This is a genomic window from Paenibacillus sp. Y916, from assembly GCF_056786435.1.
The window spans coordinates 36,731-61,255 of sequence record NZ_JBXCJA010000003.1; the positions used below are offsets into that span (position 1 = coordinate 36,731).

Genomic DNA, 24,525 nt, shown 5'->3' on the forward strand with positions numbered 1-24,525 from the left:
TAGGAGATGCGATATGGCTAAGAATTTAGTAGAATTCCGTAACTTGAAAACGCATTTTCATACATCCGATGGAATTGTAAAAGCGGTTGATGATGTTAGTTTTACAATTCGCGAAGGCGAGACACTTTGCGTCGTTGGAGAATCGGGATGTGGTAAAAGCGTCACAGCGATGTCTTTGATGCGGTTGGTTGAGACGCCTCCGGGAAAGATCGCTGGTGGAGAGATTTTGTTCGAGGGTAAAGATATTTTGAAAATGAATAAGCGTGAAATGAGCTTCATCCGTGGAAATGAAATCTCAATCATTTTTCAAGAACCGATGTCATCTCTTAATCCGGTATTGACTATAGGTGAGCAGATCGCTGAACCCATTATTCTTCATCTCATGATGAATCGTAAAGAGGCTCGTATTAAGGCGATTGAACTCATTGATATGGTTGGTATACCACGAGCGGACAAAATATATCATTCATACCCACATGAATTAAGTGGCGGTATGCGTCAACGGGTCATGATTGCGATTGCTCTTAGTTGTAATCCGAAGCTGCTTATTGCTGACGAACCGACTACTGCGCTAGATGTCACCATTCAAGCGCAAATACTAGATTTAATGCGTGATATCAAGGATAAGCTGAATACTTCCATTATGTTGATCACTCATGACCTCGGTGTCGTGGCTGAAATGGCTGACTATGTTGTTGTGATGTATGCAGGAAAGGTGATTGAAGAGGCGCCGGTATTGGAGCTGTTTAAAGAGCCTAGGCATCCTTATACGCGGGGACTCTTGAAAGCAAAGCCGATTATGAATCAAGAACAGGAACGATTATATTCAATACCCGGACAGGTTCCTAATCCGGTTGATCTAGGAGATAACTGCCATTTCCATGAACGATGCGAGTTCTGTATGGATATTTGTACAACGAAACAACCCCCCTTCCGTTCACATGCAAATAAGGAACATAAAGTAGCCTGTTGGTTATATGAAGAAGAGAGGGAAGTACAATGAACGAATCATTGCTGGAAGTCGAGCATCTTAAGAAGTACTTTCCCATTACCGGCGGAGTATTCTCGCGGACCGTAGGACATGTCAAGGCGGTAGATGATATTTCATTTCATATTAACAAGGGGGAGTCGCTTGGTCTTGTAGGTGAGTCTGGTTGTGGTAAAAGCACGATTGGCCGTACAATACTTCGTTTGCAAGAGAAAACTTCGGGAACTGTGTTGTTCAAGGGAGTAGATATTTATAAGCTGCGAAAGGATAAACTACGTAACCTTCGTCCGAAGATACAAATTATATTTCAAGATCCTTATAGTTCACTGAACCCAAGAGTTAAGGTTGGTGAGGCTATAGGTGAAGCACTCTTTGATCATGGCATGGTCCATAACCAGAGAGAACTGAAGGAACGTGTCCTGGAGACGATGAATATTTGTGGATTAGCTAGCTATCAATATAATCGCTATCCTCACGAATTTTCGGGTGGGCAACGTCAAAGAATAGGTATTGCACGTGCACTAATTATGAATCCTGAATTTATCGTAGCAGATGAACCGGTATCGGCACTAGATGTATCTATCCAAGCACAGATTATTAACCTACTAAGTGATTTGCAGCAGGATAAGGGTCTTACATACTTGTTCATTTCTCATGATCTGAGCGTGGTGGAGCATCTCTGTGATCGGGTGGGGGTTATGTATTTGGGATCTATGGTGGAGATGGCTCCGAAAAAGGAATTATTCAGAAATCCACTACATCCATATACAAAAGCTCTAATGTCAGCGATACCGATTCCTGATCCTACATTGAAGCGGGAACGGATTATTCTTAACGGGGATATACCAAGCCCGGCAAATCCTCCGACTGGATGTAAGTTCCACACACGTTGCCCTATTGCTGCAGATATTTGTAAACAAGAGAATCCTGAGTATCGAAATGTAGGTAATGATCACTTTGTGGCATGCCATTTTGTATAGGTTACATGAACTCTTTTCCCACCACATTACTTATATTTCCGCTGAAACGGGTGCCGTCTTTGAAAAAGGACGGCATTGCCGTTTCTACTTGTGTGTACTATTAAATAAATTTAGCGTTAAAGTCATTTTCCAGTTTCCTTTTATCGAGATAAAGTTTACAATAGTTTGGTATGCTCACTAATATTATTTATACTATACACGATAAGAAGGAACATAAACATGAAAAAAAGAACAAAAAGTTATACAATTGTAGCTATAGTGTTGGTATTGATTTTAGCGGGAGCTTTTACTTTTCGTAAATCTCTAGCTGTGCTTGCGTTTGATATCTTTCTGTCCGATCAAGTGGAGAACACATTGCAGGAGAAGTCATATAAGCCACTAAAGGAAGATGTAACTACTCCTAAGGCAGAGCCTATTGCACTTCAGAGTAAGCCTTTCTCGGTCTTACTGTTGGGAACAGACCAGCGTGACAATGAACCTGCGCGGTCAGATACCATGATTTATGCAGTAGTACGCCCGAAGGAATCGAAGATATTGTTGGTCTCCATCCCACGGGATACGTACACAGAGATTATAGGAAGAGGCAAGATGGATAAGATTAATCACTCCTACGCTTTCGGTGGCCAACAGATGGCGAAAGATACGATGGAGGCTTTACTTGATCATACGATTGATTATTATACTACGATTAATTTCGTTGGTTTGAAGGATGCTGTGGATGCAATTGGCGGTATTGAACTTCCCATCCAAAAGGATATTATCAATAAAGCAGCAGATCATGAGAAATTTACAATTAAGGCGAATCAGTTAGTCTACGACGGTACGGATGCATTAAATTATGTGCGTTACCGCGAGGATAGTGGCTTCAATCGGACAAAGAGACAACAAGTATTCTTAGACCAAGTGGCCAAGAAAATGATGAACGTGAACCAGTTAGCTAATATTCCGGAATTATTAGATATTATGGGTACTAATCTTCAAACGAACATGCAGCCCAAATTTATTATTGATCTAGCGAAACAGCTATTAACTGGAAGTGAACTACAAATTTCAAGCTATACTGTTATTGGTGAGAACATACGCTTGAATGGAATTTCCTATGAGAAAGCCAATGAGGACGATCTCCAATTTGCCCAAGATTTAATTGATAATTGGATGAATCAATCAACATCAACTTATTCATTGCTGATGCCGGAAGATCAGAAAACAACAAAGTAAGTTACTTCAGTCAGCAGCCCAACCGAGTAGGGCTGCTGATTTAGCATCTAATGGAACATTTCTGCGTTGTGAACGTATGAAGATAGTGAATTCTGTACCAAGATTAGGGAGGATCATTAAATATGAACATTGCATTTTTTCTACTTCCAAAGCAAGATGTGGTATGTTTGACTCATGAATCGACGTTGAGGCAGACGTTGGAACGGATGGAATTTCACCGATATACATCCGTACCTATGCTGGACAACAATGGGGAGTATGCCGGTACGATTACAGAAGGTGATTTATTATGGTATATGAAAAATTCTGAGGGCAAAGTGACTTTTGAGAATGCATCAAAGTTTCTAATAAGGGATATCCCTATTAAGATGAGTAATAAGCCTGTTTCGATTGATGCCAATATGGAGGATTTGATTAATCTAGCCAAAGTCCAGAACTTCGTACCCGTAGTGGATGATATGAATCGTTTCATTGGCATTGTACGTCGAAGTCAGATTATTGAGTATTGTGAGAAATTTGTATCCAAGGAATCGATAGCATCAAGCCGGGCTTAGTGTAGGAGTACTTTGTTTATGATATAATCAAGAATAAAGCTTTTTTGGGAGGTTAACGTGTCCAATATGCCGAAAGATTTGGATGTAGCCAAACGTGCTAAAGTGATTGAATGGCTGAAGACGGAAGTGGTCGACCATGTATCCCGATTGTTTAAAGCTCTATGGGAGGGCAGTACAGCTCGAGTGGGTGATAGCATCGCCAGCCTGATTATGAGCTCGTATATTCTAGGGCGAAGGCTGGGCGTGTCTTATCGAGAGATCGATGAGTTGTTAATTGACAAACTTAAAAAACATAAGCAAGAAGGACATCAATTGGAGGAGTGGTATCAGGATATCTCCACACTTGAAGAACATTTGCGTAAGAGGTGAACCTATTGAAATTCAGTTGGAAATCGTTAGCATGGACGGGAGTCTATTTGCTCCTTATCCTTTCATTGCTAACTAATTTATCAATCGTAACGGCATTTCTGTTAATTGTGCCGGTGATTGTACTATTTAACATATTAAGTATTAAAGGATTCTTGATCCATGTGATTCCGGTCTGGTTGGTTGCTTTATTCATTCATCCCGTCTATTTATTGCTGGCCTTGTATTTTGCAATTCCAGCAATCTTCATGGGGAGAAGTTACAAGAAGGGTGCGCCCGCTATACGTACCATCGGTGTTGGAACAGGTACGATTCTGACTGGGATGCTCTTGTTACTCTTTATTGGTACCGTTTTGTTCCAATTTGATCTTTCAGGGTATATGCAAGATGCCGTGAATATGACGATGAAACCGTTGCAAGACATGGTAGCGAACGGTACTCTTCCAGCAGAATTTGTGTGGTCTGCAGAGGAAATGAAGTTGTTGATGGAGATGACAATGTTAAAGATTCCTTATGCATTGATCCTTAGCGCCTTTATAATGGCTGTGATCACACATGTGATTGCTCGACCGATTCTAAGTAGTATGGGTTACCCTGTGACGAAGCTTAAGCCTGCACGGGAGTGGAAGTTTCCAAGATCTTTGATTTGGTACTATTTGCTTGGTGTCGTGATTGAAATGATGACGCTAAACTCAAAAAGCGGCTATTTAACGATGATTTCTGCGAATCTTATTCCTGTATTGAATATTTTCTTCTGTATCCAGGCTATCGGGTTCTTCTTCTTTCTAGCTCATCATCGTAAATGGCATTTCATTATTCCAATTCTAATCGCTATTCCTGTGTTGCTGTTTCCACCGCTGGCAATTATCGGTATTATTGACATTGCATTTCCATTGCGACAGCTAATGACCAAACCAAAAGGATAGGGTGGAGAGTCATGCCTAAATTTCTACAGAAACGCTGGCACGGCTACAATAGCGTATGGGCGTTTATGCTTCTCCTGCTACTTGTTATCTTTGTGACGTGGTATAACTGGCCACTTGGGATAGTTTGTCTGTGTATTGTAACTATTCTCAGCTATTTGATGTTAAAGACGGAAATGGCGTTCCGCAAAGATTTACTTGAATATATCAATGGTCTTTCATTCCGTATTAAACGGGTGGAGGCAGAGGCTGTAAGTATGCTCCCCTTTGGTATTGTGCTATACAGCGAAGATCGAACCATCGAGTGGAATAACCGTTACGTTAGTTTAATGTTTAAGCGAAAATCCTTGATTGGAAGCTCCTTACAGGATATGTTCCCTCAGTTGATGGTATCCATAAGTGATAAGAAAGAGGGCAGTAAGGATCAACTTAATAAGGAACATCATATAGAAATGCATTATGAAGATCGTCATTATCAGTTGATTGCCATTCCAGATGAGCGTCTCATCTATTTACATGACATTACGGAGCTTGTCGTACTTAGGTCCCGTTATGAGGATGAGAGGTTAGCTTTAGGCATGATCTCATTGGACAATCTTGATGAAGCCACGCAGGGGATGGATGATCAACAGCGAACGGCGCTTATTGCTAAGGCCGCTAATGAAATCACGTTCTGGGCAAGAACATATGACGTATATTTAAGGCGTCTGTCTTCTGATCGATATCTAATGATGCTAAATCATAAATCTTTGCAAGAATTGGAGAAAAGTCGATTCGTCATTCTGGATGACGTGCGAGAGATGACGGCGGATCTGAAGGTACCGATGACACTGAGTGTTGGTCTAGCCTTTGGTCCGGTGGATATTTCCGAATTGGGTGAGCTTGCCCAATCTAGCCTTGATATGGCGCTTGGACGCGGAGGCGATCAGGCTGCTGTGAAGGCTGGTCAGCGATTATCTTTCTATGGTGGTAAATCAAATGCTGTAGAAAGACGGACGCGTGTACGCGCTAGGGTGATTGCTCATGCCCTTCGTGATCTTATGCAAGAGAGTGATAAAGTGTTCATTATGGGGCATAAGTTGCCGGACATGGATGTGATCGGTGCCTCGATTGGTGTGCTAAAAGCAGCTCAAATGTACAATGTTGATGCTTATATCGTGCTATCAGGTAACAATCCGTCTATTGAACGAATGTTAGTTCAGGTGGAGAAGGATGAGACGCTAGTAGAGCGATTTATTACGCCCGAGCAAGCCTTGCAGATGCTCACGGGACATAGCTTGTTAGTCGTTGTAGATACGCATAAAGCGTCGATGACGATGGAACCGAAGCTTGTGCATAATGCTTCTCGAATTGTAGTGGTAGATCATCATCGTCGAAGTGAAGAGTTCATCAATGATGCTGTGTTGGTGTATATGGAGCCCTATGCTTCATCTGCTAGTGAATTAGTTACCGAGCTACTTCAGTATATCCATGAGAAAATACAACTTACTCCGATCGAGGCTACCATGTTGTTAGCTGGCATTATTGTCGACACGAAGCACTTTGCCCTTCATACAGGTTCGCGAACCTTTGAAGCTGCTGGATTCTTGCGTCGTAGTGGTGCAGATACTGTGATGATTCAACGCATGCTGAAAGAGGATCTCCAGGAGTATTTGGCTAAGGCGGAAATTATTAAGAAGGTGAAAATGGTCCATCAACACGTCGCACTTGCGGTTACGGGATCAGGGGTTGTTATTTCACAACTATTAATTGCACAGGTTGCGGATACGCTTCTGACGATGACCGATGTGATGGCATCCTTTGTCATTAGTGAGCGTCCAGATGGGTTGATTGGTATTAGCGCTCGATCTCTAGGACGGATGAATGTACAAGTCGTAATGGAGATGTTAGGCGGTGGCGGTCACTTGACGAATGCCGCGGTACAACTGAAATGCACAGTTTCGGAAGCCGAAGTGAAGCTAATGGACGTACTGAATCAAATTGAAGAGAAAGAGGGTTTATTCGAATGAAGGTTATTTTTCTAAAGGACATGAAGGGTCAAGGTAAAAAGGGCGAAGTTAAAGAAGTATCCGAAGGGTATGCAGCAAACTTTCTATTTCCTCGTGGGGTAGCGCGTCCAGCGACAGATGGCAATATGAAGACTCTTGAGAATCAAACTTCAGCTGAGGAAAGACGTAAACAACAGGAAAAGGACGAAGCGATTGCTCTTGGCAAAAAGCTTGAGGAAATGACGATTGAGCTTGCAGCAAAGGCTGGTGAAGGTGGTCGATTGTTCGGAGCGATCACAAGTAAGCAGATTGCAGAAGCAATGGCGGCTAAAGGAGTCAAGATTGATAAACGTAAGATCGAGTTAGGTGAACCGATTAGGCAATTAGGTGTAACTCAAGTACCAGTGAAGCTACATCCTGAAGTAAAGGCAACGCTTAAGGTTCTAGTAGCGGAGGGTTAAAATGGGCGGAGAGCAGTATTATGATCGAATACCACCTCAGAATCTAGAGGCTGAGCAAGCTGTTATTGGTGCGATATTACTACAGGATGAAGCTCTAATTACCGCGATGGAGCGTGTAAATACAGATGATTTCTATGATAAACCACATCAACTGATCTTTGAAGCTATGCTACAGCTGGGTGAGGATAATCAACCGATCGATCTAGTTACACTGACATCTTTGTTGCAGGATCGTGGGCAACTGGAGGATATTGGTGGTGTCAGCTATTTAGCGAGGCTGGCTCATTCCGTACCAACGGCAGCCAACGTGGAGTATTACGCGCAGATTATTGAGGAAAAGTCGATGCTGCGGCGGTTAATTCGAACAGCCACTCAGATTGTTAGCGAAGGCTATACGGGTGGCGAAGACGTCTCGGGTATGCTTGGTGATGCTGAGCGTAAGATTCTGGAAATTTCCAATCGGCGTAGCGGAAGTGGGTTCGTATATATCCGTGACGTATTGATGGAAGTGTTCGATAAGGTGGAATTGTTACATGAGAATAAGGGGGGGACGTCCGGAATTCCAACGGGATTCGTCGATCTAGATAAAATGACGAATGGGTTCCAGAAGAATGACCTTATAATTGTGGCAGCTAGACCTTCTGTTGGTAAGACGGCATTTGCATTGAATATTGCTCAGAATGTCGCGGTTCGCGCCAATGAGACGGTAGCTATATTCAGTCTGGAAATGTCAGCGCCTCAGCTCGTGCAGCGGATGATTTGTGCAGAAGCTAACTTGGACGCGAACGTGATGCGGACTGGGGATTTCAAAGATGATGATTGGGCCAAGCTCACGATGGGAATATCCTCGTTATCTGAGGCAGAAATCTATATTGATGATACACCAGGTGTGACCGTGGCTGATATTCGTTCGAAATGTCGCCGTCTGAAGAAAGAGAAGGGTCTCGGAATGATCGTCATCGATTATCTCCAACTGATTCATGGTCGTGGTAAAGCTGGAGAGAACCGTCAGCAGGAAGTATCTGAAATATCCAGAACGTTGAAGCAGATCGCACGTGAGCTTGAAGTGCCGGTAATAGCATTGTCTCAGTTAAGTCGGGGTGTAGAGCAACGACAAGATAAAAGACCTATGATGAGTGACTTGCGGGAGTCTGGCTCAATAGAGCAAGATGCCGATATTGTCTCTTTCTTATACCGGGATGATTACTATAATCAGGATTCAGAGAAGAAGAATATTATTGAGATCATTATTGCTAAGCAACGTAATGGACCTGTAGGCACGGTAGAACTGGTGTTTCTCAAGAACTTTAATAAATTCGTTAACTATGAAGGAGCCCAATCTGATCCTTTTGCAGGTTAATCAATGGGGTAATTTATTATATTACGCAATTAATAGTCTATTTCCGAACGATCACAGCCTTTATGGTGTGATCGTTCGTTTTTTATTGACTTCAAAAAAATGGACTGTTACACTATTACTGTTACTTTATTAAGCTGTAGTATGGTTTGAGCGCTCTAATCATATGCTAAGCCCAGGATTTATGATGTCAATAATAGGTGCAATGGCACCAAAAGGGGAATGAACATGTCAACTGTAGTCGTTGTGGGAACGCAATGGGGAGACGAAGGCAAAGGGAAGATTACAGACTTTCTTGCGGAGAGCGCCGATGTGGTGGCTCGATATCAGGGAGGTAACAATGCCGGCCATACCATTCTAATTGACGATAAAAAATATAAGCTGAGTCTTATTCCATCGGGTGTATTTTATGAAGATAAGGTATGCGTTATTGGTAATGGAATGGTTATTAATCCAGCTGCACTTATCGAAGAGATAAATTATATCCATGATCATGGATTTACTACGAATAACTTGGTCATTAGCGACCGTGCACATGTCATTATGCCGTATCATATCGTTCTAGACGCGCTCGAAGAAGATCGTAAAGGTGATCAGAAGATTGGTACGACACGTAAAGGGATTGGTCCTTGTTATATGGATAAAGTTGCACGTAACGGTATCCGTATAGCAGATCTAATGGATGCAGAAGAGTTCGAATTAAAACTTCGCCAAATGATGCAAGAGAAGAATCAGGTTCTACAACAGATATATGGTGTAGAACCTCTTGATGTGGAACAGACGCTGAAGCAGTATCTAGAATATGCAGAAGTGATTCGTCATTATGTAACAGATACATCGGTTGTATTGAATGATGCGATTGATGAGAATCGTAAAGTATTGTTTGAGGGCGCTCAGGGTGTCATGTTGGACATTGACCAAGGAACGTATCCTTATGTCACGTCATCTAATCCTTCTGCTGGTGGAGTCTGTATCGGATCTGGTGTGGGCCCATCGAAGATTCAACAGGTTATTGGCGTGGCGAAATCGTATACAACTCGGGTCGGTGATGGTCCATTCCCAACAGAGTTAAATAACGAGATCGGTGACTTTATTCGTGAAACAGGTCATGAATATGGAACCGTTACTGGTCGTGCTCGTCGTGTAGGTTGGTTCGACAGTGTTGTCGTACGTCATGCTCGTCGTGTCAGTGGAATAACGGGATTATCTTTGAACTCTTTAGATGTCTTGTCTGGCCTCGAGACGGTTAAGATTTGTACCGGTTATAAGTATCGTGATGAGATTATCAGTCATTATCCCGCTAGTCTGAAGAAGCTTGCGGAATGTGAAGCCATATATGAAGAGTTACCGGGTTGGAGCGAGAATATTACGGGTGCTAAGACGTTAGGAGATCTTCCTGAGAACACTCGCAATTATGTGAAACGGGTCTCTGAGCTTACAGGTATCCCGATTGCCATATTCTCCGTTGGACGTAACCGTGATCAGACGAACCAGGTTCTTCCGATCTATGAATCATAGAATGTAGTTGTTCAAGAAACATCTAAAGGAGCCTGCTGGTCACTTCTGTGACTGGTGGGCTCTTTTTAACATAAAGAGGCTGAAATAGATGTATATATGCGCTTAATAAGCAGGAAAAGTAGTAATCAAAGGAAATAGTTGCTAAATCTACAGTTAAAAATGTCGATAATGCCGAAAAGTGGAATTTTCAGTAATTTAGATGTAGGTTGTGCAATTAAAATTGGATGAAGAGGGATATGGCTACATTTAGATGTACTTAATGCAACTGCGTTCCTAGCAAAGCTAGGTACATCTAATTGAGGAAGGGTTGGTCGGCGTAAGGTGATTACAAGATGATGATAAAGGTTAAGTATAGGACCGATCATTCGACGTGAATGTCTTATTTATGGGATTAAACGCCATCCTTCTGGTCAATACTGCTGATGAGAGTATGAACATGGATATCGGATCATGGGGTGTGGAGGAGGATAAATGATGAAGTTTCTAGTGTGGTTGTGTAAGGTAGTCTTAACGGTAGTATTGGTCAGTACATTGACCATGTTCACAACAGGATGGGTCGTGAATACTTATCTTAAATCGATGTTAGCAAGTTTCAATATACAGCTTCCGGGGCAACCCATTGCTTTGGTAAGTATGTTACAAGGGATAATGGGAACCGAAGTGAAGGATACGAAAGTCTCCGATGAGAAGATAGAGGAGAAGGGGACGCTCTCAGAACCAGGAGCGGAACAAGCTCCTTCTGACAATGATGCGCCAGTTGACGCACTACCAGTGATGGGACAATCCTACACAGAGGAAGCTGCTGGATTGGGACAACAGGATCAGTTAGGGTTGGATCAACAAGTTGTGGTTACACCCGATGAAATGGTACGTAAGAAGGATGGTCTGATCACTAGTGACAAGGAAGAGATATTTAACATATTAATCACGAAGCTTCCTCAAGAGAAAATTCAGGAAATCACCATCGCTATGGAGAATGGTCTGACGGAACAAGAGTTGACTGAAGTAGAGAAAATCTTATCTGAATATTTAGATAAAGATGAATACGCTAAGTTGTTATCTTTACTTAAATCATAATTAAGATTGTGAATGTCATCTGTTTGTCATTTATAAATAAAGAATAGAATATTAACAATATCTAGAAATCCGCATAACAGCGGGTTTTTTGTCGTAGTTAGTAAAGGTTGAATTGCTTGCAAATGTTATGGTAAAGTAAACAGAGAGCTAAAGGTTAAGATTTTGAAACCTTTTGGATTTACTTATTTTTGGAGAAGGCTACTTAATATAAAGAAAATTGGGAAGTATAAGCATTTGGAAATAGAGGATTATCATTCAACTGCAAATAAAGATATGGTTGCAAAGGAGATACATGATGAAAGGTTTCAACGTTATACCCTGGTTAAAGAATACATGGAGTAGCATCACACGATTTGTCCTGCCTGTGGAACAGGCGGATGAGAGCCAAATGAAGAGATGGTTAACTATAACAGCGACAGGAATTGTGATAACGGTAGTTCTTGTACTTGCAGGCAACCAATATGTTAATGCTAACAAAATCGCTTACTATAATGTTTACGTCGAGGATGAAGAGATCGGAAGCGTCGAGAATCCAATCCAGATTGAACAATTGTTCAGTCAGAAGCGACAAGAATATCAGAATAAATATCCCGATGTGGAAATGATTCTACAGACGGAAGGTGTTACGACCAAGGCAGAAGAAGCTTTCAATGCAGAAGTGGATAGCGAGTTAACGCTTAAGAAGCTAGACAGCATGCTAAATGCATATGCTAAAGGGGTAGAGCTAAAGATTGATGGTGAGATCGTTGCGATTGTTAAAGACCAGGAAACGGTAGACGATATATTGAATCAGGTGAAGCGACAGTATGTACCAGAGGTAGCCAAAGAACAGCTTCAGTTGAAAAGGATGAGTAGCTCGATACCAACTGCTAACGTAAGTGCGGCGAGTGCGCCAGAAGAGTCAACTGTGAAATCAGTCAAAATCGGAGAAGAAGTGAATGTGACACCAATTAACACAGATCCTGACCAACTACTTGACGCAGAGGAAGTCGTAGCGCTCCTTACGGTAAGTAAAGAGGCTCCAATCGTATATACAATAGATGAAGGTGATACGTTAGGGTCTATTGCGAAGCGATATGATATTACAGAGAAGCAAATTTATTTAAACAATCCTGATGTTAAGGAGAAATATCTTCAAATTGGAGATACACTACAACTTAAGGTGCCTAAGCTTCCAATAACGGTTACAACGCTTGAGCAAATATCGGAAGAGATTGTGACGGCTCCGGCCGTTGAAATTAGAAAGACAGCGGAGCTTGAAGCGGGGAAATCAAAAGTAGTTCGCCCTGGACAAGAAGGACTCAAGGTCATGGAGTATTTGGTGACTAAAGAGAACGGTTATGTTGTCGATGAACAGTGGATCGGTCAAGAGGTCATTAAACAACCGGTCACCGAAGTGGTGCTACAAGGTACGAAGATTGCTGGGCAAGGATCCGGGCAATTCGCTTGGCCCGTAAGAGGTGCGACCATATCCAGTACTTATGGCTCACGATGGGGGAAACAACATAAAGGGATCGACATCGTCTCAGGAAACCGTACCATTATGGCAGCTGATGAGGGTGTTGTTACCTTCACGGGCAACATTAGCGGTTACGGTAAAGCGGTCATTATTAATCATAGCAATGGATACACGACATTGTACGGTCACTTGAAGAGTTACTCGGTCACTCAAGGGCAGACGGTAACGAAGGGAGGTAGCATCGGTGTTATGGGCAATACTGGACGCTCGACAGGTACACATTTACATTTTGAAATTCTGAAGAATGATGTTGCCCAGAACCCTATGAAATATTTGAATTAGTAGAGGAAGTTTGTTAATGGCATAAGAGCATGACCCTAATCGAGGGGCATGCTCTTTTTGCAAATATAAGATACTTATGAGGGTGTGACAGGCATTCAGGTGTGGTAAAATAAGAAGACGACTAACAACCGATTGATTGAAATATAAGGTGGGATACATTCATGCAGGGAACCATTCTAGTAGTAGATGATGAACAACCCATTGCTGATATATTGAAATTCAACTTAGAAAAAGAGGGGTACGACGTCATATGTGCATTTGATGGCATTACCGCCGTTGAATTAGCCTTATCTAAGAAACCTGATCTTATGCTACTTGATCTCATGCTACCAGGTAAAGATGGCATGGACGTATGCCGCGAGATTAGGGCAGCTCAGTTGCAATTCCCCATTATTATGCTTACAGCTAAAGATGGTGAAATTGATAAGGTGCTCGGATTAGAGCTGGGTGCAGATGACTATGTGACCAAGCCTTTTAGCACAAGAGAACTGCTAGCCCGAGTGAAAGCGCATATGCGAAGAGTCAATAAGATGGCAGCAGCATCGGAAGAGAGTGTAGCTTCGGAGAGGCAAGGTATACCCTTCTTTGACTTGTTTATAGATACGGATATGTATTTAGTATTCAAGAATGGTGAACCACTTGACCTGACACATCGGGAATATGAATTGCTGTTCTATCTCGTGAAGCATGCGGGTAAAGTGATGACGCGTGAGCACTTACTGCAAGCCGTGTGGGGATTTGAGTACTTCGGTGATGTGCGAACTGTGGATGTGACCATTCGTCGACTTCGCGAGAAAATTGAGGAGAACCCTAGCAAACCGGAGTATATACTTACCCGTAGGGGGCTTGGTTATGTGATGCGAAGTCTTAAAAACGGAGGTCTATAATGAAGCCGGCTTCATTATTTCGTACTGTTCAAGCTAAGCTTATCTTTGTGTATATGCTTCTGATTCTAATTGCCATGCAGTTGATAGGCGTCTATTTCGTGAGCGCGATGAAAAATTCACTTACGAGCAATTTCACGAATGATCTGCAAGAACAAGCAGAGCTTCTGTCCGTGATGTCCGCGGAGAAATTGGGAGGCGATGTTGAGGCTGGGAAGAATTCAGTGGAAAGTTTAGGCGTGATCATTAACAACCTGTTTAACCTCAGTGGCGTAGAAATTCAAGTCCTCGATGCGAGTGGGAAGGTACTGATTACCTCATTGTCTACCCATGCCGATTATGTGGGACGTAAGAACACGCAGACGGTAGTGAGCCGAGCGCTTCAAGGCATTAGTGATAATGAGGAATATGTGATTGATGAAGATAATGAACGCAAGCGAGTGGTTGCGAAGCCAGTCATTTATAACAGTAAAATTGTGGGTGCCGTCTATATCGTTGCTTCTATGAATGAATTACATGATACGATTGGACGGGTTAACAATATTTTTATTTCGGGAATGTTGATTGCGCTCCTATTAACGGCGATACTTAGCGTTATTCTGGCACATACGATTACCCAGCCTATCAAAGAGATGACACGCCATGCGACAGCAGTGGCAGAAGGCAGCTTCGATCAGAAGATGCCCGTATTCGGTAACGATGAAATCGGGCAATTAAGTGAAGCCTTTAATTATATGACGAGTCGCTTGCGAGATGCACTCTTACAGAATGAAGAGGAGAAGGAGAAATTAGCCTCTATCCTTACGAATATGAGTGACGGTGTCATTGCCACGGATGAAACGGGACAGGTTATTCTCATGAACCGTCGTGCTGGTGCGATGTTAAGTTTAGATGAAGAAGAGTTAGATAGCCGAGATATTACGATGCTGCTTGGACTTGATCCAGAGCAGACGGAATCTTTTGCTGAGGGATCTATTCAGAGTGCACTGCTTGAGATGAGTCCAGAAGAGGTGGCTACCACCTACAAGGTGCGTGTAACTTTCACCCCTATTCATCGACGTGAATTCGGGATAGCGGGTACGATTGCCGTATTGCAGGATGTAACGGAGCAAGAACAGCTGGAGGCATCACGACGCGAGTTCGTAGCGAACGTATCACATGAGTTAAGAACGCCACTTACAACGATTAAGAGCTACACAGAAGCTTTGGATGATGGTGCATTAGAGGATGCACAGTTAGCTCGACGCTTCTTAGGCGTGATTCAGAATGAAACAGAACGAATGATTCGTCTAGTGACGGATCTTCTACACTTATCAAGGCTTGATAATAAGGAAGCTGCCTTGCGCAAAGAACCGACGGATGTGCTGGAAATGTTGGAGGATGTGACGGATCGATTCTCTTTTCAAATGCAGCAGAAACATATTGAATCTAACATAAAGATCCAAGCGGGTATTGATAGCGTATTATTTGACCGTGACCAGATCGATCAAGTATTGGATAATCTTGTGTCTAATTCTCTTAAATATACACCTGATGGTGGTGTTGTTACGTTAGAAGCTAGGTTGACTGAGGACTATCAGATTGCAATTTCAGTACAGGACACTGGGATTGGCATACCAAAGAAGGATTTGGAGCGTATATTTGATCGTTTCTATCGGGTGGATAAAGCACGCTCGCGTAATATGGGAGGAACGGGACTGGGTCTTTCGATTGCCCGGGAAATTGTTAGTGCCCACGGTGGGGTTATGGCTCTCCAATCTGAATTTGGACAAGGGACGAAGGTTACCTTTACGCTTCCTTTAGTTGAAGATTGGGGTGTGATGACATGAAAGAGAAGCTGAAGTCGATCTTACTCGTCCTGTTGGTCTTGAGTAGCTTAGTGGAGAGTTATTATCTCATGTATCGCCTTCCGGGTGGTGATTCGGTCATTAAGTCTGCAGCTAAGTATCTCAAGGCAGAGGATATGGGACCTGAAGCCGATGTTGAGAGTCTGATTTATCCTGATAAGATGATCATTCATATGGGTGAAAATAAACATACCATATTTTATCCGAATTCAACGTTCTACAATCTGATCTTCTCTCGGCTTGAAGGTCGGAGCTTTGATAGTTTTCAGCGTCGTTCTTTGCAGGATCTGAATATCGCAGAAATACGATCACAGAATCCGGGGATTGAATTGACTTTCGGGGCTGGTGTTCCCGTGACATTATTGCAACGAATCATGCAGATCCATCCAGATGCTTTATTCCAAGCGGAGCAAATAGATCGAATCTGGATTTATAATGTTAGTAATGAAACGAAGGCACGTGCTTTGTTCTTCAGTACGGAAGGTGACGTCGTATACGAGGCAGGGAAAGCCGACCTTACGATTCAGGATGTGCAACAGCATGTCGATTTCGGATTAACATGGACCCCATATACTTTACAGAATGGGTTGTACTATATTCCTGAGACAGAGGTAGAGATGGTACAAACCAGGCTAAGTATTGATGCGTATACAGCGGAACAAATGCAACGCAGCCTATTCTTTGATCCCAGCATTACTCGTAATATTAGGGAGAAGAATGGCTCTGAAATATATACAGATAGTAAGCGGAGCTTGCAAGTAAGACAAGAACAGAAGTGGATGAGATATACAGATCCTGCGGCACTGCCGGATGGGGAAATTGATATGGATAAAGAAGTGCTAGCCGCGGTTGACTTCGTGAACGATCATGGAGGATGGAATGGGGATTATCGCTTAAGCCTTGCTGGTGGGGGTACGGATCAGAATGAGGTGGTATTCCAGCAATATTATGGTACCTATCCTATTCTATCAGAACCCCAATTTCAATATGGAACGATCAACCTTAACCTACATCAGGGAACGGTATCCACATACGAGCGCTCTCTCATCTATATGAAGTCTGAGGAAACGAAGAAGGACATGAAGATGTTGCCTTATGGGGAAGAACTGAGAGGTCGCTTAAAAGGCATCAGTGGACAATCTAGAGTAGTGGACTTGTATCCTGCTTACTTGCCTACACGTAGCGAGGAAGGGCTACTGCTTACACCTGTATGGGCTGTTAAGTTTCAGACAGGTGGAGTGATGGTGCTGGATAAATAAGTTGGGTGAATTGAATAGAACACAATGGGGATAAGGAGGGAAGGGAATGGATTGGGGACGGGCTAAAAATGTATTGATCTATGCTTTCTTGTTGCTAAATCTCGTGTTAGGCTATCAATTATGGAATGATGTAAGAGAACAAGTAAGCACAAAGCTGGATTACACCTCACTTGATAGTAATACACAGAAAATAATGCAGGAGAAGAATATACAGCTGCTATCTCTTATTCCTGCACGGACCCCAGTACTTCCTAAAATTAATTATCACTTTGTTAATGATCAGAATACGGACATCATAGAGCTAGAAACACCTGTGGATAGTAAGCTAGTCTTCATGGGTAATGAGTTAGTGAAAGCATTAGAGAGTCAGATCCCGAATTTCAAAGATTATCGTTATGATCCAATGGAGAGTGAGAACGGGGTATTTGTGTTCCACCCTTTAGTTGAAGGGGAATGGCCACTCTTTAATGATCAGTTAAAGTTGAAGCTGATATACAGCGATCGAAAGATAGTCTCGTATCAGCAATCCCCCATTAAGATGGTTTCATCCAATGAGGATGAACAACAGAAGGTGTTAACAGCGGTAGATGCATTAACTACTTTAATTAATAAGTATATTGCACCTAATTCCGTTGTGAAGGACATCCAGTTAGGCTATTATGGCGAGATGTTTGACTCAGAGAATCAGGTAGCTGCACCAGCGTGGCGCTTCACACTTGAGAATGAAATGTATTATGTACAGGGCATCAGTGGGGACGTTATTAGTTCCAAGACAGAGAAAGCGAAGGAGTAGAGTTATTGTTATGGGGATATCATTTACAGTGCTGTCGAGTGGATCGACAGGGAATGCAACGGTAGTCACGAACGGGGAGACGACACTGTTGATTGATGCAGGGTTTAGTGCACGACGGATAGATGAGCTTTTGCAGGAAAGAGAGTTAAGCGGCGGGGAAATAGACGGCGTTCTCATTACACATGAGCATTCGGATCATATTAAGGGATTAGGTCCTGTGGCCCGCAAATACAATCTCCCAATCTATGCGAATGAGAAAACATGGGATGCCATGAATAAATCCATTGGTAAGATTGCTGAAGAGAATCGGATTGTGATGGATAGTGGAGAAGTGAAAGATTTCGGCACACTCCGCGTGGAATCCTTCGGTATTTCCCATGACGCAGCAGAACCCGTAGGCTATAATTTCTATGATGGGGATGAGAAGCTGAGTGTGGCTACGGATTTAGGCTATGTCAGCGATAAAGTGAAGCGGGCTATCTCGAATGCAGATGTATTGGTGCTGGAAGCGAATCATGATATTGAGTTGTTGCGAATGGGCCGCTATCCTTGGAACACGAAACGTCGTATTCTAGGCGATATGGGGCATCTCTCCAATGAAGCTTCAGGAGAAGCGATGAGTGAGCTCCTGACAGGTGATACGAAACGCACATATTTGGCACATTTAAGTCGAGATCACAACATGATGGATTTAGCTAAAATGACAGTACGTGATGCGATGGAAGAGCGCGGGTGTTTCTATAAAGAAACGGATTTCCAGTTGTGTGATACTTATTATGATCGACCTACCCCATGGGATAAGGTGAGCAAGCGATGAATTAATCTAGTTCATCGGCCTTGATAGCCAATTCCTCACGAGTGAGAATTCCCTTGTCTACAAGAAGTTCAATGATTGTGCTTATGGCAAGGGTATTACGATAATGCTCGTCCTTCATATCTCCAAGCTTGGCCATCATGTGCACCATATCCATTGAAATATTTCCATTTTCCATGTATGAATTATTCCCTCCCTCGAACGGATGATTTACCCACTATTAACCAGTGAAAATAAATGCGAAAAGATTATGTAGCTAAGCTACATATGATACAATGAACAGTAAGAACATATACCTATAATCTCTATGAAGCTATGATTCTAGAATAAGAGACTTGTTATTAGTGTAGTCCGCTTTGTTAAAAATTATTCCATTCCGAATGAATTTCGACTTTTATTACTTTAAAAATGGCTATTTCAATTTCGAGAAGAATTGAAAAAGGTTCAAAAAGTCAGTTTTTCAGCACCGGAAAGACCGGCTGAATTCAATATTCGATGGCGAATACACTTCCTGTTATACTTCGTGATCAAAAGATGATTTTTTGAATTACCTCTTCAAAGTGATGTTATTTGGTGATATATAAAATAAAGTAGTTAAGAAGTGCAACTTTTAGGGTTGTAAAACTGTTATATTAGTGTGTGTTTAAAAAGGTTGAGGATTGTCAGAGGGTAATAACAAAGGGAGAGGATTTACTATGGGTTTGTTCGAAGATGGATTTTATTCGACCAAGGTATCAAGACAGAGCAAAGAGCATACCAAAGTAAAGCCCAATTCTGGAAGTTGGTCCAAAGCTCACCGCAAGGGAATGTCCACATTGCAAATATCTGTCATTAGTTCGGTGATCAGTGCAATGGTAGCTGTATTATTATTCAGTCTAGTTACTGGAGTGCCTAAATCAGCTCCTGAGGCAGCTGCAGTGAGCACAGTACCGGTCAAGATGGAGACGGATCCTTTTGAACGATTGATACAGGCAGCAGCAAAGGTACGTCCAACCGTCGTGAGTATTGCTAATTATAAGGATCTGAAGAAGGATGAGTTAGATTTAGATGAATCAGGTCTGGGATCGGGCGTCATATTCAAGAAGGAGAATGGTCTAGCCTATATTATCACGAACAATCATGTCATCGCAGAAGCAGATGAGCTGGAAGTGATGACGACGAATGGAGACTTGATCCGAGCAACATTGGTGGGTACAGACGTGGTTAACGATATTGCGGTTCTTTCTATTGATGGGAAGAAGATACATACGATCGCTGAGATAGGCAACTCGAGTACACTCCGGTTAGGAGAGACCGTCATTGCTATCGGCAATCCGTTAGGGTTAGGAGATACACTTACTTCTGGGATAGTGAGCCATACGAATCGGATCATTCCAGTATCGATGAATAAAGACGGCATATACGATTGGGAGCAGGAAGTGATACAGACAGATGCTGCCATAAATGAAGGTAACAGTGGTGGTGCCTTGGTGAATCTGAACGGTGAAGTGATCGGAATTAATACGATGAAGATATCGGATATGGGTGTTGAGGGACTTGGCTTCGCTATTCCGATCAAGCATGTGATGCATATCGTCGATGAATTGATGCTGACAGGTAAAATAACACGTCCATATATCGGAGTATATACGGTGGACATTAGTAATCCATTTGCACCGTTAGATGCAGACGAACGTAAAAGCTTGAAACTTCCAAGTAACGTCAAAGATGGCGTCTTGGTATTGGATGCTGTGGGTCCTGCACTAGAGGCAGGATTGAAGCTGAATGATGTCATTACGATGCTAGATAATGCACCCATTAGCTCAACGATGAAGCTCCGCAAGTACCTCTATAATGAGCGGGAAATTGGCGATGTTGTTGAAGTTACCTTTTATCGCGAGGGTATATTGAAAGTTGTTAAGCTAACACTTAGTGATAAGCCTGTGGAGTAGCAAAGAGAACCCTATGTAGTTTTTTGATGTGTTATGAGCAAATTCGGGTTATAATAAATGGAACATCAGCAGAGTGTAGGACAGAAAGGATGCTTTCATTCATGTACGTAGTATGCAAAGATCATGTAGAACTTGCGATCGACAAATTCGTTGATGAATATGAAGACGCACCAGATATTGTAGACTTGAAGGAGACTGAATTCTCCGACTGGGATCCGCCAGTGAAGTGTATTGAGTGTGAGCATGCTGCGCAGTATTTGGTGGTGTGAGAGAAGGGGCGTGAAGGTGGCGCCCTTTTTGTGTTTGTGGGGACAGTACTAAGAGAACGCTCCGAGAACGGATTGTTCTTCCGATCGCTGTTATCCCCGGATTTCTTTGAATTTACCGCTGTTAGCGGTGGAAATCCAGGGATAAAGGCGAACGCTTCGCTTCTCCAGTACAATTCCGTTCTCTGCGCTACTACGTACGATTAGCCTTACAATTACATGAGGACGCTACTTTCACGCTCGGTGGGATGGGCAGTAGGATTGGAGAAGACTTATTTCATGTGAGTCTTATTGGGCGAGAGTAAGGGATAAGAGCATGGGACTAGGATGAAGACAAAGAAACAGATAATGCTAAGGATGAAGTTAGTCTATGTAAGGGTACGGATATAGGTGTAAGTTCCAATAGAAGTACGAATGTAAGTACTATCAATACCAATGAGAGTATAAAGGTAAGTACTAAGGAAGAGATAAAGATAGTGAATAAGATAAGGGCATGATAAAGAAGAATCATAGGTGCTATTGCTAGGTATGGAAAATAAGAATTAAAGATAATAGCCGGGTACAATGGACAAGTACTAGTGTGAATTGTAAGGATGAGAGTATAGATGCGAGGATTAGGATTGAGAAGATCGTGAGAGAATAGGGTGTTATTAAAGTTAACTAGGCGTAGGGTGTTGTTGTGAAAGAATACATAATAAGTGGGGAGAGGGATTAAGGTGTTTATTCAGATTATTGGCGTTGGTAAATTGAAAGAGAAGTATTTAGTGTTGGGCATCCAGGAATATGCGAAGCGGCTTACTCCGTACATCAAGTTCCAGATGGTGGAGGTAGCGGATGAGAAGGCACCTGACACCTTGAGCGAAGCAGAGGTGTCTATCGTTAAAGAGCGCGAGGGCGAACGCATCCTCGCGCATATTAAGAGCGAGGCGCATGTCGTTGCGCTCGCTATTGGCGGCCAGCTATGGAGCTCGGAAGAGCTGGCCGCTGAGATCGACAAGCTCGGTACCTACGGGACGAGCCATGTCGTATTCGTCATCGGAGGGAGCCACGGGCTCTCCGATGCAGTACTGCGTCGCGCCCAGCAGAAGCTTAGCTTCGGGCGCATGACGTTGCCGCATCAGCTGATGCGGCTGGTGCTGACGGAGCAGGTGTACCGGGCGGTGAAGATTAATCGAGGTGAACCGTATCATAAGTAGGGCGAAATTTTTTTGGGAAGTATTACGGTTTGATCGAGGCTAAGGTACGTCATACATTGTATTTTTAAATTTCCATGTTATAAATCTATTCTTAGCGCCAGGGTCTTTCCTAGATGAGACTTCGTATATCGAATTGTTGACAGCTTTCGGCTTAGATAATCGTCGTATTAGGTAAGCTAAAAAACATCAAGAACAGTTCTTATGTTCTTGATGTTTTTTATTTATAAAGTAAATTATATTAAGATTAGTTGATTTGATAAATGAAAAAACTCGTAGGAGCCTGGGTGCCCAAATGGATACCCTTAAATTTCGTTCAACAGCGAAAAATCTGGTGCGGGGCAGGCTTTTGACATAAAGCGTATAGTTTTGCTGGTATAGGGGCAGATAGCTAACTGTACTTGTCTTGATAAAAAATTGAGTTTTACGCGCTATACTGATAAATGTAAACGAAAGGTAAAAAAGAAAGTGGCTTAGAGGAGGCAGGCGGGTGCACAAGCTGTTAATCGTGGACGATGATGAAGAAATTTTGTTGCTCCTGAAGGACTACTTTGAAATGAACAACTACACCGTGATTACTGCTGATAATGGGATGCAAGCATTGGAGAATGTGTCTAATACACCGGATCTAATCTTATTGGATATTAACATGCCGGACATAGATGGCTTCGAAGTGTGTAGGAAGATCCGTGATTATGTTTCCTGTCCGATTATTTTTTTGACGGCAAAGATAGAAGAAAGGGATAAAATCAATGCTTTTCGTATGGGCGGCGATGACTATATTGAAAAACCGTTTAGCATCAAAGAGTTAGGTGCGAGAGTGGAGGCGCATCTGCGGAGGGAACAGCGAAACGGGAACAAACAGAGCGCCATTTTCCAAGGTGAGATCGTTATCGATTACGGAAAAAGAAAAGTGACAGTCAATAATCATGCGGTTAACCTAGCCAAGAAGGAATTCGATATCGTTGAATTTCTCTCCTTAAATGCCGGCCTAGTTTTTGACAAGGAGCGCATCTATGAGTGTGTATGGGGATATGACAAAGAGGGCGATCCTATTGTTATCATGGAGCATATCCGTAAAATACGAAAAAAGATTTCAGCCTATACGGACAAAAAATGTATTGAGACGGTCTGGGGGGTCGGTTATCAGTGGGGAGAATAGGGAACTTGAGCCTAAAAACAAGTCTATTCTTGTCCATGGCTGTTGCGGTAGGGATCTCCTCCGTGCTGAACTATATCGCACAAAATGTATGCGCGAAGATTATCTGGGAGATCACCCGAAAATATACGGTCATTAACACGGGTACAGTCTTGGAGATAACCACCCCTTTTTCCGCACGGGATGAATCGTTAATTCAATGGCTGAAAGCCGCGGCTGGGGTAGCTCCGATCCTCATTTTTTGCTTTTTTATTTTTCTGGCGGCACGCTTTTACTACCGGATTAAGTTGGAACGACCGATGTCGTTGTTAATCCGGGGGGCGGAGGAGATTGCCCAACATAATCTTGATTTTGCGTTGCAATACGACAAGTTAGATGAGATGAATGATGTGTGCCAAGCCTTCGAGGAGATGCGCCATGCCTTGTTGCAGAATAACAAAACCATGTGGCGTGCGATGGAAGAGCGGAAACGGTTAAATGCTGCCTTCGCTCATGATTTGCGATCACCCGTAACCACGCTTAAGGGGTATTGCGATTTTTTGTTAGAATATTTTCCTGATCACAAAATTACCCCGGAGAAGACGGAGAAGGTTCTGCAATCGATATCCGGAAACATTTCGAGAATTGAGCAATATATCGTTGACATGAGCAGTTTGCAACGGTTAGAGGACATTCGTCTGCAGATCCATTATGTGAAGGCGGAAAGATTGCAAGAGGTATTACAGGACACGTTGCATAGCCTTATTCCTGAGGGACGGCATTCATTTACATTGATGTTTGATTTAGATGAATCGGTTATCCCATTAGATGACAAGCTCGTTCTGCGGGTCGCGGAGAACCTGATCTCCAACGCGGCACGCTATGCAGACTCAAGCATTACGGTTAAGTGCGGAACAAAAGCCGGATTATTGACGATTCAAGTCCAGGATGATGGTAGAGGTTTTAGCAGCGAGGGATTAAAAATGGCGACAAAACCATTCTATTATGATAAATCGGCTACAAAAGGACAATCTGGAATCGGGCTATATATTTGCAAACTGTTATGCGAGAAACATGGCGGTAATATTGAACTTGCAAACGGAGAAAATGGAGGGGCGTGCGTAACGGGAACTTTTCAGTTAGGGTCTTGATCAATTTTGGCGGAAAGG

24 protein-coding genes are annotated in these 24,525 nt (G+C 42.7%); 23 read left to right on the forward strand and 1 reads right to left on the reverse strand.

Annotated elements, in window-relative coordinates; translation table 11 throughout:
• The first annotated feature begins 13 nt into the window (after positions 1 to 13).
• The 17 genes from AC1TO9_RS08240 (at position 14) to AC1TO9_RS08320 (ending at position 18,831) form a co-directional block, all read left to right on the forward strand.
• A complete protein-coding gene (locus AC1TO9_RS08240; protein ID WP_482055713.1) occupies positions 14 to 1,003 on the forward strand; it encodes an ABC transporter ATP-binding protein in 990 nt (329 codons plus the stop codon).
• Positions 1,000 to 1,968, forward strand: coding sequence for an ABC transporter ATP-binding protein (locus AC1TO9_RS08245; protein WP_482055714.1), 969 nt, complete (start codon positions 1,000 to 1,002; stop codon positions 1,966 to 1,968). Before AC1TO9_RS08240 ends, AC1TO9_RS08245 begins: the two co-directional genes overlap by 4 nt.
• Before the next feature lie 219 nt (positions 1,969 to 2,187).
• On the forward strand, positions 2,188 to 3,186 hold the full coding sequence (locus tag AC1TO9_RS08250) for an LCP family protein (protein WP_482055715.1): 999 nt from the start codon (positions 2,188 to 2,190) through the stop codon (positions 3,184 to 3,186).
• A 122-nt stretch (positions 3,187 to 3,308) separates the two neighbouring features.
• A complete protein-coding gene (locus AC1TO9_RS08255) occupies positions 3,309 to 3,740 on the forward strand; it encodes a CBS domain-containing protein (protein ID WP_482055716.1) in 432 nt (143 codons plus the stop codon).
• 66 nt (positions 3,741 to 3,806) lie between these two features.
• A complete protein-coding gene (locus AC1TO9_RS08260) occupies positions 3,807 to 4,109 on the forward strand; it encodes a MazG-like family protein (protein WP_482055955.1) in 303 nt (100 codons plus the stop codon).
• A gap of 5 nt (positions 4,110 to 4,114) precedes the next feature.
• A complete protein-coding gene (locus tag AC1TO9_RS08265) occupies positions 4,115 to 5,032 on the forward strand; it encodes a DUF2232 domain-containing protein (protein WP_482058853.1) in 918 nt (305 codons plus the stop codon).
• A gap of 11 nt (positions 5,033 to 5,043) precedes the next feature.
• Positions 5,044 to 7,038, forward strand: coding sequence for a DHH family phosphoesterase (locus AC1TO9_RS08270; protein ID WP_482058854.1), 1,995 nt, complete (start codon positions 5,044 to 5,046; stop codon positions 7,036 to 7,038).
• Positions 7,035 to 7,478: a 50S ribosomal protein L9 gene (rplI, locus tag AC1TO9_RS08275; RefSeq protein WP_482058855.1), complete on the forward strand. Its 444-nt coding sequence runs from the start codon at positions 7,035 to 7,037 to the stop codon at positions 7,476 to 7,478. The genes AC1TO9_RS08270 and rplI overlap by 4 nt, the downstream gene beginning before the upstream one ends.
• Before the next feature lies 1 nt (position 7,479).
• Positions 7,480 to 8,838, forward strand: coding sequence for a replicative DNA helicase (dnaB, locus tag AC1TO9_RS08280; RefSeq protein WP_482055720.1), 1,359 nt, complete (start codon positions 7,480 to 7,482; stop codon positions 8,836 to 8,838).
• Between the two features lie 225 nt (positions 8,839 to 9,063).
• Complete coding sequence (locus AC1TO9_RS08285; RefSeq protein ID WP_482058856.1) at positions 9,064 to 10,353, forward strand: adenylosuccinate synthase; 1,290 nt, start codon at positions 9,064 to 9,066, stop codon at positions 10,351 to 10,353.
• Positions 10,354 to 10,824: 471 nt separating this feature from the next.
• Positions 10,825 to 11,430 carry a hypothetical protein gene (locus tag AC1TO9_RS08290; protein WP_482055722.1) on the forward strand — a complete coding sequence of 202 codons (606 nt, stop codon included), beginning with the start codon at positions 10,825 to 10,827 and terminating at the stop codon, positions 11,428 to 11,430.
• 295 nt (positions 11,431 to 11,725) lie between these two features.
• The gene (locus AC1TO9_RS08295; protein WP_482058857.1) at positions 11,726 to 13,231 is read left to right on the forward strand and encodes a peptidoglycan DD-metalloendopeptidase family protein; all 1,506 of its coding nucleotides are present in this window, start codon (positions 11,726 to 11,728) and stop codon (positions 13,229 to 13,231) included.
• A 161-nt stretch (positions 13,232 to 13,392) separates the two neighbouring features.
• Positions 13,393 to 14,118: a response regulator YycF gene (gene yycF / locus AC1TO9_RS08300; RefSeq protein WP_482055724.1), complete on the forward strand. Its 726-nt coding sequence runs from the start codon at positions 13,393 to 13,395 to the stop codon at positions 14,116 to 14,118.
• Positions 14,118 to 15,944 (forward strand): cell wall metabolism sensor histidine kinase WalK, encoded by a 1,827-nt coding sequence (gene walK / locus AC1TO9_RS08305; RefSeq protein ID WP_482055725.1) that lies wholly within the window; start codon positions 14,118 to 14,120, stop codon positions 15,942 to 15,944. The genes yycF and walK overlap by 1 nt, the downstream gene beginning before the upstream one ends.
• Positions 15,941 to 17,221 (forward strand): YycH family regulatory protein, encoded by a 1,281-nt coding sequence (locus AC1TO9_RS08310; protein WP_482055726.1) that lies wholly within the window; start codon positions 15,941 to 15,943, stop codon positions 17,219 to 17,221. Before walK ends, AC1TO9_RS08310 begins: the two co-directional genes overlap by 4 nt.
• 46 nt (positions 17,222 to 17,267) lie before the next feature.
• The gene (gene yycI, locus AC1TO9_RS08315; RefSeq protein ID WP_482055727.1) at positions 17,268 to 18,014 is read left to right on the forward strand and encodes a two-component system regulatory protein YycI; all 747 of its coding nucleotides are present in this window, start codon (positions 17,268 to 17,270) and stop codon (positions 18,012 to 18,014) included.
• Between the two features lie 10 nt (positions 18,015 to 18,024).
• Entirely contained in the window at positions 18,025 to 18,831 is an 807-nt protein-coding gene (locus AC1TO9_RS08320) for an MBL fold metallo-hydrolase (RefSeq protein ID WP_482055728.1), read from the forward strand.
• A 1-nt stretch (position 18,832) separates the two neighbouring features.
• On the opposite strand, the gene AC1TO9_RS08325 is transcribed toward AC1TO9_RS08320, so the two are convergent.
• Positions 18,833 to 19,006, reverse strand: coding sequence for a hypothetical protein (locus AC1TO9_RS08325; protein ID WP_482055729.1), 174 nt, complete (start codon positions 19,004 to 19,006; stop codon positions 18,833 to 18,835).
• Between the two features lie 517 nt (positions 19,007 to 19,523).
• Here AC1TO9_RS08325 and AC1TO9_RS08330 point away from each other — a divergent pair.
• The 6 genes from AC1TO9_RS08330 to AC1TO9_RS08355 all read left to right on the forward strand — a co-directional run bounded on the left by AC1TO9_RS08330 (position 19,524) and on the right by AC1TO9_RS08355 (position 24,507).
• Positions 19,524 to 20,759 (forward strand): S1C family serine protease, encoded by a 1,236-nt coding sequence (locus AC1TO9_RS08330; RefSeq protein WP_482058858.1) that lies wholly within the window; start codon positions 19,524 to 19,526, stop codon positions 20,757 to 20,759.
• A gap of 101 nt (positions 20,760 to 20,860) precedes the next feature.
• On the forward strand, positions 20,861 to 21,028 hold the full coding sequence (locus AC1TO9_RS08335; RefSeq protein ID WP_438348391.1) for a CxxH/CxxC protein: 168 nt from the start codon (positions 20,861 to 20,863) through the stop codon (positions 21,026 to 21,028).
• A 36-nt stretch (positions 21,029 to 21,064) separates the two neighbouring features.
• Positions 21,065 to 21,232 carry a hypothetical protein gene (locus tag AC1TO9_RS08340; protein ID WP_482058859.1) on the forward strand — a complete coding sequence of 56 codons (168 nt, stop codon included), beginning with the start codon at positions 21,065 to 21,067 and terminating at the stop codon, positions 21,230 to 21,232.
• A 509-nt stretch (positions 21,233 to 21,741) separates the two neighbouring features.
• Positions 21,742 to 22,221: a 23S rRNA (pseudouridine(1915)-N(3))-methyltransferase RlmH gene (gene rlmH / locus AC1TO9_RS08345; RefSeq protein ID WP_458632808.1), complete on the forward strand. Its 480-nt coding sequence runs from the start codon at positions 21,742 to 21,744 to the stop codon at positions 22,219 to 22,221.
• Between the two features lie 487 nt (positions 22,222 to 22,708).
• Positions 22,709 to 23,380 (forward strand): response regulator transcription factor, encoded by a 672-nt coding sequence (locus tag AC1TO9_RS08350; RefSeq protein WP_482058860.1) that lies wholly within the window; start codon positions 22,709 to 22,711, stop codon positions 23,378 to 23,380.
• Positions 23,381 to 23,385: 5 nt separating this feature from the next.
• Positions 23,386 to 24,507, forward strand: coding sequence for a HAMP domain-containing sensor histidine kinase (locus AC1TO9_RS08355; protein WP_482058861.1), 1,122 nt, complete (start codon positions 23,386 to 23,388; stop codon positions 24,505 to 24,507).
• Positions 24,508 to 24,525: the final 18 nt, after the last annotated feature.